The following is a 13,552-nucleotide window of genomic DNA, read 5'->3' as shown; positions in this document are numbered from 1 at the left end:
GTTACAAATTTTAGATATAATTCTTGCTTTAAGAATCTTACGTTCGGGATTGATGAATGCATCGGGGTTCCTCTCTTTATGATTTGCCAAAAAAACCAGAATATCAAAATTCGCATTTTATTGAAATGTTTTTGCAACAAATAGGGGTTTTGATTGGGTTTGGTCTTCTAGGGCTTTTGATTTTTTGTATCTTAGCTTTAGCAACATGGAATTTTGTAGATCCATCATTGACTTATGCTAGTTCTAATGAGATCACAAATCTTATGGGATGGCCTGGTGCAGTTTTTTCAGATCTTGCTATGCAACTTTTTGGTTTGGCAAGTCTTGGTATTTTGTTGCCTCCATTCTTTTGGTCACTTTTGTTACTTGCACAAAAAAGAATTCATAATTTTCTGTTTCGTCTTTTTTTATGGTTGGTTTCAATAATTTCGTTTACAACTGCATTTGCTTTAATGACCCCTTTTGCATCTTTTACAAATTGGCCATTGCCGATTGGTTTTGGAGGAGTTTGGGGAGATAAGATTTTAAATGTTATTTCTTTTTTATTTTCTTTTTCTTCATCTATAGAGAGTGTGTTGTGGGGTATTGCTTTGGCATTTGCCAGTTTTGTAGTGGCTACTTTTGCTGGCAATGTAGTGTGGCGACGTCAGACCGATACAAGTGAAAGCGAATCAGTTCGTGTGGATCCAGTTTTTGAGACATTAGAAAATGAAGAATATTCTCATAATGAACTCCATAGTGGTTTCTTCTCTACAGCTTTTGGAGCAGTTTTGCATTTTCTTTATTTTTTACAAGCCCGTTTTGAGCGTTTTTTTTCGTTTATGAGGTGGTTTAGAAAAATAGAAAATTCATTTGATCGAATTGAGCCGGTTTTTTTTGATGAAAAAACAGAATTTCAGGATTTCCAAAATACAGCTCTTTCTGCTTCTGATAACTTCGTGGTAAAGACTTCAAAAGCGCGTTCAAAATATCGTTTTACTCTTCCACGGCTAGATTATCTTGCTATTCCTTCATCAGCAGTAAAAAATATGCGTCTTTCCCCTGCTACTTTAAGAGCCAATTCTCAGGAACTGAAAAATATTTTATTAGATTTTGGGGTTAAGGGAGAAATTATTGATGCACGTCCTGGTCCAGTTGTAACCTTGTATGAATTTGAGCCGGCTGCTGGTATTAAATCTTCTCGTATTATTGGGCTAGCAGATGATATTGCTCGCTCTATGCGTTCTATTTCAGCGCGTGTTGCTGTTGTTCCAGGACGGAATGTTATTGGAATAGAATTACCCAATGCATCTCGTGAAATAGTCTATTTGCGAGAAATTTTACAGGCGCGGGAATTTTTTGGGACTGAAGCAAAATTAGGGCTTGCTTTGGGTAAAACCATAGGCGGTGAAACAATTGTTGCAGATTTAACGAAGATGCCTCATCTTTTAGTGGCAGGCACGACAGGATCAGGTAAATCTGTTGCTATTAATACAATGATTTTGTCTCTTCTTTATCGTTTAACACCTGAACAATGTCGCTTAATCATGGTTGATCCTAAAATGCTCGAGCTTTCGATTTATGACGGCATTCCTCATTTATTGACGCCCGTGGTGACAGATCCTAAAAAAGCAGTCATTGCTCTTAAATGGGCTGTTCGTGAAATGGAAGAGCGCTACAGCAAAATGTCAAAAGTCAATGTTCGCAATATTGATGGATTTAATGCTCGCTTAAAAGAAGCAAAAAAACAGGGTGAAGTATTAACACGGACGGTTCAAGTTGGATTTGATCATAAGACCGGTGAGCCCTTATATGAAACAGAGACCCTCGATTTAAATCCTTTACCTTATATTGTTGTTATTATTGATGAAATGGCAGATCTCATGATGGTTGCTGGTAAGGAGATTGAAGGCGCTGTTCAACGTTTAGCGCAAATGGCACGTGCTGCTGGTATTCATGTTATTATGGCAACACAACGTCCTTCAGTCGATGTTATTACAGGAACAATTAAAGCAAATTTTCCTACACGCATTTCTTTTGCTGTAAGTTCAAAAATTGATAGTCGGACAATTTTGGGGGAACAAGGAGCTGAACAATTATTAGGGCAAGGGGATATGCTGTTCATGATGGGAGGAGGACGTATTCAACGTATTCATGGAGCTTTTGTTGCAGATGATGAAGTTGAACAGGTTGTTGCGCACCTGAAAGACCAAGCAATGCCTGATTATTTGGAGACTATTACACAAGAAGTTGCAGATCGTGAAAGTGGTGTTTCATCTGTTTCTTCCTTAGAAGATGAGCCTTATAGAAAGGCTGTGATGGTGGTTCTGCGTGATCGTAAAGCTTCAACTTCTTATATTCAGCGCCGTTTGGGTATTGGCTATAATCGTGCTGCTTCATTAATTGAGAGGATGGAAGAAGAAGGAATTATTAGCCCAGCTAACCATGCAGGAAAACGAGAAATTTTGGTGCCTGCTTCAGAAGAACCCTTTTAAATAAAGTTTTTTAAAACATATTTTTAGAAAGTTCTTATCATCTATTGCTTATATAAAAATCAATAGAGTATGTATGGTGAGCACATGAGGAGCATGATGTATGAGGGTGTATTTTTTTACGTTAAGAAGAACGTTTAGTCTTATTTTGTTATTTTTTCTGTTGAGTAGTCCTGCTTTTTCGCAGTCAGCAAAGCAGTTTGCTCGGGCTCAGAATATTATTAATCATTTTGCGGCGATCAAAGTGATGACAGGGGATTTTATTCAATTTAATCCAAAGGGAAAAATGACAAAAGGAACATTTTATTTAGAGCGTCCAGGGAAAATTCGTTTTAGTTACAAAGGCGTGCCATTGCAGGTTATTTCAGATGGTAAATCTGTAGGGGTTAACAATCGGGCTTTAAATACATGGAGCTTTTACCAGTTGTCTCAAACACCAATGAAATTTTTATTAGGGAATGTGATTCATTTATCGTCAGAAAATTTGTTAGCATTTCGAGAGGATCCGACAACAATCATGATTGTTTTACGGGATAAAACAATTGGAAAAGGGCAAATAAAGATGATCTTTGATTCTCAAAGTTATGCGTTGCGACAATGGGCAATTCTTGATCAACAAAATTTAGAAACAACTGTTAAAATCATGAATGTGCGTACAAACGTTAGATTTTCTGATGATATGTTCGTCATTCCCCATAAAAATACTGTGACGCTACAAAGTCGGAATAACAATTAATGCTTTTTCATATTGCTACTTGGAATATTAATTCTATTCGTTTGCGCCTTTCCCAGGTTCTTCAGTATTTAGATATTTTTTCTGTAGATATGTTATGCTTACAAGAAATAAAATGTCCAGATGATTTATTTCCACGTCAATTTTTTGAAGCAGCAGGTTATCAGCATATCGCATTGAGTGGTCAAAAATCTTATCATGGCGTGGCGATTATTTCTCGTTTGCCTTTTATTAGTGTTGAAAGGCGTTTCTTTTGTCAAAAAGAAGATCGTCGTCACCTTTCAGTTGTTATTGAACTTCATGGGAGAAAAATTCGGATTCATAATTTTTATGTTCCTGCTGGTGGTGATGAACCTGATGTAAACAAAAATGAAAAATTTCGTCATAAACTCGATTTTTTAGAAGAAATGTCTTCTATCCGTGCGGATCAGGGAGATGGTTTAGAGTCTCTTTTGTTAGGTGATCTTAATATTGCTCCTTTGCCAGAGGATGTTTGGTCTCATAAGCAATTATTGAAGGTTGTTAGCCATACGCCGATTGAGACAGAGCGTTTACAAGCTTTATGTTGTGAAGGTGGATGGGTTGATTTGATGCGGATGAAATTTCCAATTCCTACTAAACTTTATACCTGGTGGAGTTATCGTGCACGTGATTGGGCACTTTCTGATCGCGGTCGACGGCTTGACCATATTTGGTCTTCACCAAATTTAGTGCCTTTCGTTAAAGAACTTGCAATTTTTCGTGATACACGGGGATGGCCTCAGCCTTCAGATCATGTCCCAGTACAAACTTTATTTGATTTTTCAGGCAATTTAAAATAAGCATTGAATGAAGAAAAGGAATGGATTAATTCTCGAAGAATGCAGAGGAATGGATGAGGATCAGTCATTTAAAACAGATTCTATCAAAAGGGTTTTTGCATCCTTTTTGTCTGTTTTTTTTTGTTCTGCCAGGGTGTGTTGTTGGCCCCGATTATCGTAAAACATCTTTTTCTGTTCCAGCAATTTGGGGGCAACATTCTTCTGTACAAACTCTTGAACATTCCGCTACACTTGCGGGTTGGTGGCGAAATTTTAATGATCCGATTTTAGATGCGTTGATTCATGATGCAATCGCTGCAAATAATAGTATTGCGGTTGCGAAAGCGCGGGTTCGTGAAGCGCGGGCTAGTTTAGGGCAATCGATTGGACATCTTTCGCCAAGTATTTCAAGTTCCATTGTCGGCACTCATGGTTCTAGTCAGTCTGATACTTCTTTGAGTCAATATCGTGGTGGTTTTGATGCAAGTTGGGAGCTTGATCTGTTTGGGGGACATAAAAGAGCAGTTGAAGCAGCACGTTATGGCCTTGATGCGGCGGTAGAGGATCTGCGGGCTACAATGGTTACTCTTTTAGGAGATATCGCAACGAATTATGTTGAAATGCGTGGTTGGCAACAAAAACTGTCGATTGCGCGCTCTATTGCTGCGTTGCAGCGAAAAACAGCGCAATTAATAGAGGCTAAATTGAAAGCTGGGGACATCTCAGAGCTGGATAATTCAAATGCACGAGCACAAATGATCAATACAGAGGCCGATATTTTACAGATGGAAGTGAATTTATCGATGAGTATTCATCGTCTTTCTGTTTTAACTGGGCGTGTGCCTATAGCATTACAGGATTTTTTGCAAAAAAGCGCTAAAAAGAAACAGATTCCAAAACCAAAATGGCCAATCTCTGTGGGAATTCCTGCTGATATTTTGTTGACACGTCCAGATTTACGACGTGCTGAGCGTCAATATGCTCAAGCGACAGCGCGAATTGGTCAACGCGAAGCAGAACGTTACCCTTCATTAAGCTTAACAGGTAATATTTCTACAACAGCAGAATCCGTGGGTCAATTAGCAAAAGGTTCGACGATTGGTTGGTCCTTTGGACCAAATATTCGCTTTCCTTTTTTTAATGGAGGACAAGTGGTTGCCTCGATTGCTGTAGCGCGTGCTCAGCGTGATCAAGCTTTTATTGCTTATCGAGCGGCAGTGTTAGGAGCTTTAGAAGAAGTAGAGAATGCATTGGTGCGATTGTACAAAGAACAACAGCGTTTAAAAAAGTTATTGGCTGCAAATGCAGCTTATTCACATTCATTGAAGCTTTCGCAAGACCTTTTTGAAAGTGGTAATACCAGCTTTCTCGAGTTACTCAATGCTTATCGTTCCTACTATTCTTCGCAAATGTCATTGAGTGATAGCTCTATCACTTTGGCAAAGCATTATATCGTATTGATGAAGGCATTAGGAGGAGGATGGAATGGTGTCGTTGATGTATCTCGTCCAGAGGTCGTTGATAAGATTACCAGTTCACATGTGAGGGCGAAACAATGATGAAATATCTTATGGAAAAATATGCAACCATAAAACGCAAAAAGCTTTTTTTATTTTGCAGTGTGGTTATTATCATCTTTGCCTTTAAGATGCTCTTTGTTTTATTTGGGAGTAAAAATACACCAAATTATATGACAGCAGTGGTTACGCGTGGTGATATTGAAGAAACGGTTTTAGCTTCTGGAATTGTGCGTCCTTATCGATTGGTGGCTATTGGTGCGCGTGCAACAGGGCGTGTGGTTTCTGTCCGTGTTTCATCAGGAGATTTTGTAGAAGAAGGAGATCTTATAGCAGAGATTGACCCTACGGATCAGGAAAATGATCTGAAAAGAAAAAAAGCAGTCTTGTCCTATTATTATGCGAGTTTAAAAGAGCATGAAGCTTATCTCACTTTGGCAAAACAAAATTTAGAGCGTCAAAATAAACTGATTGAAGCACGAGCAGTTTCACGTGCTAATTTTGATGATGCAGTCACGCAAGTCAAAATACGTGAAGCTCAAATTGCTCAACTTCAGGAACAGATTGTGCAAGCACAAATTGATGTGAGAAGTGCAGAAGTGAATTTAAGCTATACGAAGATAACAGCGCCTTCTTCAGGAACAGTTTTAGCAACCGTTGTCGAAGAAGGACAAAATATTAATGCAACTCAGTCAGCACCGACAATTGTTATTTTAGGAGATTTGACGAAAATGACAATTAAGGCGCAAATTTCAGAAGCGGATATTTTAAAAGTTCATGCAGGACAAGATCTTTATTTCACCATTTTAGGAGACGCAAAACGTCGTTATGAGGGATCATTAGAGACAATAGAACCTGCTCCTGAAGATATTCGTAGCGATATTAGTATTAATCCTAACATGTCGGGATCGAGCTCTTTAGCGTCATCAGCTATCTATTATAATGGGCTTGTGCATGTTAACAATAAAGATCGTTTTTTGCGCACTTATATGACCGCTCAAGTGCATATTATATTAGGGCGTGCTCGAAATGTCTTGTTGGTTCCAAGTGATGCTTTGCGCAATGAGACAAAAGAGCGTAAAGCATGGGTGCAGCTTTTGGTTGGTCGCGATAAAGTGATTACAAAACAAGTAACAGTCGGACTCAATAATAAAGTGATGGCTGAGATTGTTTCTGGGCTTAATGAGGGGGATGTGGTGGTGGTTGGTGCACGAGATGGGTTGCTCGTATCTTCTAATTTACAGAGTGAAAATAGGGCTTAAAACATGATAACAGAATCGAAGGATACTGTTCTTGTCTTGGAAGATGTCGTCCGCGAATTTCGTGCAGGTGAGACATTGATCCGTGTTTTAAAAAACATTAATTTAACCATTAAGCGTGGCGAGATGGTTGCAATTGTAGGAGCATCAGGTTCAGGAAAATCTACGCTCATGAATATCTTAGGCTGTCTGGATCGACAAAGTTCAGGGCGCTATTGGATTGCTGGTAAAGATACGGCTTTGCTTTCAGCAGATGATTTATCAGCTTTGCGACGCAATCATTTTGGTTTTATTTTCCAGCGTTATCATTTGCTCAAAGAATTAACGGCTCTTGGAAATGTTGAAATTCCGGCTATTTATGCAGGATGTTCAGCAGAAATAAGAAAACAACGTGCACAGAGCCTTTTAACACGTTTAGGAATGCGTGATCGGATGGGCCATTATCCCAATCAGCTCTCAGGAGGGCAGCAGCAACGTGTTTCAATTGCTCGTGCTTTAATGAATGATGCTGATATTATTCTTGCAGATGAACCAACCGGTGCTTTAGACAAAAAAAGTGGTCAAGAAGTTTTGCATATTTTAGATGAGCTTCATCAAGAGGGACGGACTATTATCATTGTAACGCATGATATGCAGGTCGCCGAAAGGGCAGATCGTATTATTGAGATCAGTGATGGGGAGATTATTTCTGATACTGTTTCAAAAATTAACAAAACACCTAATAAGGAACACTCTTTTCAAAAAGAAGGTGATTTCAAAAGTACTCAACAGTTGGGAATTTTCCGCGCTTTTATGGGACGTTTTGGTGAAGCGTTTGTTATGGCTTTATTGGCCATGAATGCCCATCGAATGCGGACTTTTTTAACAATGCTTGGGATGATTATCGGTATTTCTTCAGTTGTTGCGATGATTGCTTTGGGAAATGGTACCCAGAAAAAGATTCTTGAAAATTTAAAGAGTTTCGGGACCAATACTTTGACAATTATGCCAGGTAAAAGCTTTTCTGATCCACAATCGGGAAAAATAACCAGTTTAGTAGAGGCAGATGCAGAAGCACTGTCTGAATTGCCTTATGTTGCTGGTGTTACGTCTCAGATTTCGGTAAGCTCGATGGTGTATTATAATGCAATTGAAACAAAGGCTATTGTTGTTGGTGTAGGAGAACAATTTTTTGAAATACAGGGGCTGAAAGTCATTCAAGGAAGGTTATTTGATCAATCAAGTGTGCGTGATCGGGCTGTTGATTTGATCATAGAAAAAGAGGCGCTTTCTGTTCTTTTTCCCCATAGTCAAGAAAATCCTATTGGAAAAATTATACGTGTGGGGAATGTGCCAGCTCGTATCATTGGTGTTGTGGATTCACAAAACAATAGCGGTGTTTCAGATACAATACAGATTTATTTGCCTTATACGGCAGTACAAATGCGCTTTCTTGGTAGAACAGATGTTCGTGCTATTATTCTTAAAATTGCTGATAACGTTGATTCACATTTAGCAGAAACTATGATTCGGCGTTTGTTAATTATGCGGCATGGGCAAGAAGATTTTTTTATTAAAAATTCGGAAGAGTTTCGCAAAAAAATTGTGAATAGTACAGATATTTTAACGCTTTTAGTGACTTCAATTGCAGCAATTTCACTCATTGTGGGCGGAATTGGAGTCATGAATATTATGCTTGTTACTGTTTCTGAGCGGATTAATGAAATTGGGGTACGTATGGCGATTGGTGCACGTCAGAGTGATATTTTGCAACAATTTTTAATTGAATCAATTTTGGTTTGTCTGATTGGTGGAAGTTTAGGGGTTCTCTTTGGACTTGCTATTGGGGGGATATTTATGTTGGGAAATTCTCCTATACAATTGATTTATACTGTTCGTTCAATCATAATAGCTGTTCTCTTTGCAGCCTTTATTGGGGTAGGCTTTGGTTTTTTTCCTGCACGAAAAGCTTCACGGCTTGATCCTGTCGTTGCTCTTGCACGGGATTGAGAAACTTCATTCAAGAGGATGATGACTCTTTTCGTAATTGTAAGAGCAAAGGATGGTCTTGTTTATAAGATTGTTGAGTTGTTTTTGGAATGTTAAGAGTTAAAAATATCTATGATGCAGGGAAATATGAAAAAAGGATTGATTGTCTAAAGTGAAAAGACAGTTGAAAATTTTTTTACAAAGAAGACAATATGATTCTTATTTTTACACTGATGCTTTTGATATATTCAAGGGCAAGAAGACGTATTTGATTGGCTTGTTTTATCCAGTTATCCGCAACATTTTGTTTTATCGGATAGGCAATAAAATTGACGTCAGGCATTAAATATTTAAACTCAAGTAAAGAACGGATCATATGATAATCGTGAGTAACGATATAAAGTGTTTTATAGCGATGCTTTTTGATCCAATGAGCACTTTCTTTAGCGTTTCCTTGAGTGTTGACTGCTTGATGATCAATGTCAACACAACAGGAAAAGAGTCGAGGATTGATGTTCATGATACGGATTAGTCTGTTGGGATGTGTTGTTGTGTTCACTCCGCTGATTAAGAGTCGCGAACCAAGCTTTTTTTGTAAAAGCTTTAATCCTGTTTCTATTCTGTTTTTTCCTCCTGTAAGGACAATAATAGCATCAGCTTTCGGTAAAGGCTGTGGAGGAGTAAGCTGCCCAACTTTTTCAGTAAAGGCAACAAAAGTAAAACAAAAAATGAGAATGATGATCAAAATAAAGAATGCTGTTGGTGGCAAATAGTAAAAAAATCGTTTACGTTTTCTCGTAACATCTATTCTGTATTTAAGAAGAGAATTTTGCGGTCTATCATGGGCAAAATTGTTATGCGAAAAATTGGGATCAGGAGTATTGTGGGTCATAAAATTAAAATAAGCCGTTGTCGCATTGATCGATTTTTTTAAGTTGTGCGAGAATCGTAATTCGATTGGTAAGCGCTGTGATGATAGCAATACAAAGAATAAGAATGAAAATTTTTCCATAGGTGGTCAAACTAATGGAAAAGTGCCCAAATAAAGCGATAATTTGACGCGTTTTTTCTAAACCTAAATTGTAATTTGTCCAAAAAAGAAAAACATTAAAGAGTAGTATACTGATCACACCGCCATATAATGCACCGCGGAATGCAGTTTTAAAAAAATGCCAATCAAACTGTTGGGCAATGAAGACGGTTTCAGTACCCAGAAAATATAAGACATTAATGATATGTGCATTTTCTGCTAGCGCGTTACATGTAGCGAAAATAATTGTAAGGATTAATGAGCCAAGAATGAGAGCTAGAATTGCAAAACCAATAAAAACAGTTGTTTGTGTCATAGTGCTAAATCGATTCATCCAAAAGCGGTGATCATCGAATTGACCACCTGGAATTTGTGTTTTAATAGCGTGACTGATTGCTTGAAAATCAATTTTTTCATTTTCTTTCAAAGTGACAATGATAAGTCGGGGAATGGGAAATTCTTTGAGGGATATACCTGTTCCAAGCCATGGTTCGAGTAATTGTTCAGTGGCTCTTTGATCAATAATTTTGGCGTTTTGTACACCTTGAAATGTTTTCACTAATTTAACAGCATCATGGAGAGATTTTTCAATATCAATATTTTCAATTGGACGGATTTGAATCGTTGCTTCATAGCTTATTTGACTGCTCCAGTTATTGGCAGCGCGTTGTATTAAATCAACGCTGATTAATGTTAAGCTTGAAAGAAATGTCATAATAGCAATGACTGCAACTAATGCTTGCCCAGAGATATTATTACTAGGAATAAGAGGTGTTCTTTTTCCTTTATCAGCTGTAAAGATGCGTTTTAGAATGTAGAAAATGGAGGAAGATTTATTCATAAATTGTCATCCGTCCCTGGTGAAGAATTAAACGCCGCGCTGAAACTTGCTCCATCAATGAGATATCGTGGGTAGCAATGACGACAGCTGTGCCAAAACGATTTAATTCAATAAATAAGCGAAGTAAGCGCGATGCTAAAGATGGATCAACGTTTCCTGTGGGCTCATCTGCGAGAAGAATTTCGGGTTGATCAATAAGAGCACGTGCAATCGCTACTCTTTGTTTTTCTCCACCTGAAAGGACGGGTGGTAAAACATGAATATAATTTCCAAGACCAACCCATCGCAAAAGATCTTCCACTTCACTGCGATAGGTTGCTTCTTCTTGTCCTTTGATGCGTAAAGGCAGAGCAACATTTTCATAAGTTGTCATATGATCAAGCAATCGAAAATCTTGAAAAACAACCCCAATACGTCGTCGTAGAGCAGGAAGCTCTCGTCGTTTAAGTAATGCTGTATCATTGCCAAATAAATCAATGTGACCACGATTTGGTTTGATTGCAAGAAACATAAGACGCATCAACGATGTTTTTCCTGATCCAGAAGCTCCGGTTATAAATTGAAACGACCCTTCGGGAATGTGAAAGCTAATATCCCGGAGGATTTCGGGTCCCATTCCATAGCGCAAACCAACATTTTCAAAACGAATCACTTTTAAATACCACTTCTGTTTTTGGAGTGAATATGATGACAATGCTCTCTTAAGTACTTAATTTACTTTCTTTTTCCAATGTTATTGTTCTATTGGTAACCTCAATTATTTTCTATATTTTGCCGGTTTGCAATAAGATCATCGATGACTTGTGGTTCGGCAAGGGTTGAAATATCTCCTAGGGTATCAAGATCATTTTCAGCAATTTTTCGCAAAATACGTCTCATGATTTTTCCTGATCGTGTTTTGGGCAATTGAGCAGTAAATTGAAGTTTATCTATTATTGCAATAGCCCCAATTTCTTTTTTTACATGTTGAATAAGATTTTGGTGTAACTCCTCACTTGATGTTATCCCTTCCATTAAGGTTACAAAACTATAAATTCCTTGTCCTTTAATAGAGTGAGGATATCCTACAATAGCTGCTTCTGAAACAGAAGGGTGTGAAACAAGGGCTGATTCAAGTTCAGCAGTTCCTAGTCTGTGACCAGAAACATTAAGTATATCATCAATTCGTCCTGTAATCCAATAATAGCCATCGCTATCCCGTTTACATCCATCGCCTGTAAAATATTTTCCTTTATATGTGGAAAAATATGTTTGGATAAAGCGCTCATGGTTATTATAAAGGGTGCGCATTTGACCAGGCCATGAATCAGCGATACAAAGGCTTCCTTCTGCTTCTCCTTCCAAAACATTTCCTTGCGCATCAATGATTTGTAAACGGATGCCAAAGAATGGATGTGTAGCTGATCCCGGTTTGAGTGTTGTTACTCCGGGGAGAGGAGTGATGATATGTCCTCCTGTTTCTGTTTGCCACCATGTGTCAAGAATGGGACAACGGCTGTCTCCAATGGTATGATAAAACCATTCCCATGCTTCTGGATTGATCGGTTCGCCTACTGTTCCTAAGAGGCGAAGAGAGGTTCTTTGAGAGCGGGTGACATATGAGTCTCCTGCGCCCATTAAAGCACGAATAGCCGTTGGTGCGGTGTAGAGTGTATTGACTTTATGTTTATCGACAATATCCCAGAATCTCCCTTTATCAGGGAAAGTTGGTGTGCCTTCGAACATTAAGGTAGTCGCACCATTACATAAAGGTCCATAGACCAAATAAGAGTGGCCAGTGATCCAGCCAATGTCAGCTGTACACCAATAAATTTCATGGGGATGGTAATCAAAAACATATTGATGTGTCATCGATACATAGACAAGATATCCACCTGTTGTATGCAGAACACCTTTTGGTTTGCCTGTTGATCCTGAGGTATAGAGTATAAAAAGAGGATCTTCTGCATTCATTTTTTCAGGGGGACAATCAGTTGGAGCTTGAAGTGCTTCTTCATGGTACCAGAAGTCACGTTCTGCAACCCAGTTAATTTTTTCATTTGTGCGTTGTATGACCATGACGTGGTTGACATGCACATTGTGGCGTGCTGCTATATGAATAGCTTGATCAATATTCTCTTTTAAATTAATTGTTTTTCCTCCACGTAAACCTTGATCAGCAGTAATGATAAAAGTTGATTCACAATCAATGAGACGCCCTGCAATCGCTTCAGCAGAAAAACCAGCAAAGATAACTGAATGAATAGCTCCAATACGGGCACATGCGAGCATAGCGTAAGCTGCTTCAGGAATCATTGGTAGATAGATGGTGACTCTGTCTCCTTTTTTAATACCGTATTTTTTTAAGATGTTTGCAAAACGACAGACTTTTTCATACAGAGAATTATAAGTTATTTTTTGATCAATATTGGGATCATCACTTTCCCAAATAAGTGCGATTTGATCACCGTGATTTTTTAAATGACGATCAATGCAATTATAAGCTACATTAGTAATTCCGTCTTCATACCATTTAATCGATACAGAGTCATTAAATGAAGCGTTTTTTGCCTTTGTGTAGGGTTTAAACCATTCAATACGGCGACCATGTTTTGCCCAGAAAGCTTCTGGATTGTTAATGCTTTCTTGATACTGTTGTTGGTAGGTTTCGTAGTGAATGAAAGCATTTTTTTTGAGATGCATTGGTACTGGATAAGTTTTTTCAGACATTGTTTCCCCCTATTTTATTGATGTCAAAAAGATTGCTCTGTTGCTCTCTTGTTATGCTATTTTTGAGATACATTGGATCTGGTAAGTTTTTTCAGACATTGTTTCCCTCCTATTTTATTGATATCAAAAAGATTGCTCTATGGCTATCTTGTTATTCTATTTTGGGGACAACTTTTTCATGAGTACTTTGATAAGAATGAAAATTTTATATTTAACTTAGTTTA

General features: G+C 38.1%; 10 protein-coding genes. 6 read left to right on the top strand and 4 right to left on the bottom strand.

All coding sequences use genetic code 11. The features are described 5' to 3' along the window. Positions 1–56: 56 nt before the first annotated feature. The 6 genes from Bho11B_RS00715 (at position 57) to Bho11B_RS00690 (ending at position 8,769) form a co-directional block, all read left to right on the top strand. Positions 57–2,474: a DNA translocase FtsK gene (locus Bho11B_RS00715; RefSeq protein ID WP_078674030.1), complete on the top strand. Its 2,418-nt coding sequence runs from the start codon at positions 57–59 to the stop codon at positions 2,472–2,474. Between the two features lie 100 nt (positions 2,475–2,574). Further along, positions 2,575–3,207, top strand: a complete 633-nt coding sequence (locus Bho11B_RS00710; RefSeq protein WP_078674029.1) for an outer-membrane lipoprotein carrier protein LolA — start codon at positions 2,575–2,577, stop codon at positions 3,205–3,207. Next, entirely contained in the window at positions 3,207–4,025 is an 819-nt protein-coding gene (locus Bho11B_RS00705; protein ID WP_078674028.1) for an exodeoxyribonuclease III, read from the top strand. The genes Bho11B_RS00710 and Bho11B_RS00705 overlap by 1 nt, the downstream gene beginning before the upstream one ends. Before the next feature lie 53 nt (positions 4,026–4,078). Further along, entirely contained in the window at positions 4,079–5,563 is a 1,485-nt protein-coding gene (locus Bho11B_RS00700) for an efflux transporter outer membrane subunit (RefSeq protein WP_078674027.1), read from the top strand. Beyond that, entirely contained in the window at positions 5,563–6,783 is a 1,221-nt protein-coding gene (locus tag Bho11B_RS00695; RefSeq protein ID WP_371441555.1) for an efflux RND transporter periplasmic adaptor subunit, read from the top strand. Before Bho11B_RS00700 ends, Bho11B_RS00695 begins: the two co-directional genes overlap by 1 nt. Positions 6,784–6,786: 3 nt before the next feature. Further along, positions 6,787–8,769, top strand: a complete 1,983-nt coding sequence (locus Bho11B_RS00690) for a MacB family efflux pump subunit (RefSeq protein ID WP_078674025.1) — start codon at positions 6,787–6,789, stop codon at positions 8,767–8,769. 175 nt (positions 8,770–8,944) lie between these two features. On the opposite strand, the gene Bho11B_RS00685 is transcribed toward Bho11B_RS00690, so the two are convergent. The 4 genes from Bho11B_RS00685 to acs all read right to left on the bottom strand — a co-directional run bounded on the left by Bho11B_RS00685 (position 8,945) and on the right by acs (position 13,328). Beyond that, positions 8,945–9,640 (bottom strand): YdcF family protein, encoded by a 696-nt coding sequence (locus Bho11B_RS00685; RefSeq protein WP_078674024.1) that lies wholly within the window; start codon positions 9,638–9,640, stop codon positions 8,945–8,947. A 4-nt stretch (positions 9,641–9,644) separates the two neighbouring features. Next, complete coding sequence (locus tag Bho11B_RS00680; RefSeq protein WP_078674023.1) at positions 9,645–10,619, bottom strand: ABC transporter permease; 975 nt, start codon at positions 10,617–10,619, stop codon at positions 9,645–9,647. Beyond that, complete coding sequence (ftsE, locus tag Bho11B_RS00675) at positions 10,612–11,271, bottom strand: cell division ATP-binding protein FtsE (protein WP_035006504.1); 660 nt, start codon at positions 11,269–11,271, stop codon at positions 10,612–10,614. Before ftsE ends, Bho11B_RS00680 begins: the two co-directional genes overlap by 8 nt. Before the next feature lie 101 nt (positions 11,272–11,372). After that, on the bottom strand, positions 11,373–13,328 hold the full coding sequence (gene acs, locus Bho11B_RS00670) for an acetate--CoA ligase (RefSeq protein ID WP_035006505.1): 1,956 nt from the start codon (positions 13,326–13,328) through the stop codon (positions 11,373–11,375). Positions 13,329–13,552 lie beyond the last annotated feature (224 nt).

This window comes from Bartonella sp. 11B (genome assembly GCF_002022625.1).
Lineage (GTDB): Bacteria > Pseudomonadota > Alphaproteobacteria > Rhizobiales > Rhizobiaceae > Bartonella > Bartonella rochalimae.
Note: the sequence above shows the minus strand (reverse complement) of the source record. Positions and strands in the feature narration are given on the sequence as shown.

Bases quoted from the DNA above. Each gene is read 5' to 3' on its own strand.
- Bho11B_RS00685 (WP_078674024.1), bottom strand. From the start codon at position 9,640: ATGACCCACAATACTCCTGATCCCAATTTTTCGCATAACAATTTTGCC.
- Bho11B_RS00715 (WP_078674030.1), top strand. From the start codon at position 57: ATGCATCGGGGTTCCTCTCTTTATGATTTGCCAAAAAAACCAGAATAT.
- Bho11B_RS00700 (WP_078674027.1), top strand. From the start codon at position 4,079: ATGAGGATCAGTCATTTAAAACAGATTCTATCAAAAGGGTTTTTGCAT.
- Bho11B_RS00705 (WP_078674028.1), top strand. From the start codon at position 3,207: ATGCTTTTTCATATTGCTACTTGGAATATTAATTCTATTCGTTTGCGC.
- acs (WP_035006505.1), bottom strand. From the start codon at position 13,328: ATGTCTGAAAAAACTTATCCAGTACCAATGCATCTCAAAAAAAATGCT.
- Bho11B_RS00710 (WP_078674029.1), top strand. From the start codon at position 2,575: ATGAGGGTGTATTTTTTTACGTTAAGAAGAACGTTTAGTCTTATTTTG.
- Bho11B_RS00695 (WP_371441555.1), top strand. From the start codon at position 5,563: ATGAAATATCTTATGGAAAAATATGCAACCATAAAACGCAAAAAGCTT.
- Bho11B_RS00680 (WP_078674023.1), bottom strand. From the start codon at position 10,619: ATGAATAAATCTTCCTCCATTTTCTACATTCTAAAACGCATCTTTACA.
- Bho11B_RS00690 (WP_078674025.1), top strand. From the start codon at position 6,787: ATGATAACAGAATCGAAGGATACTGTTCTTGTCTTGGAAGATGTCGTC.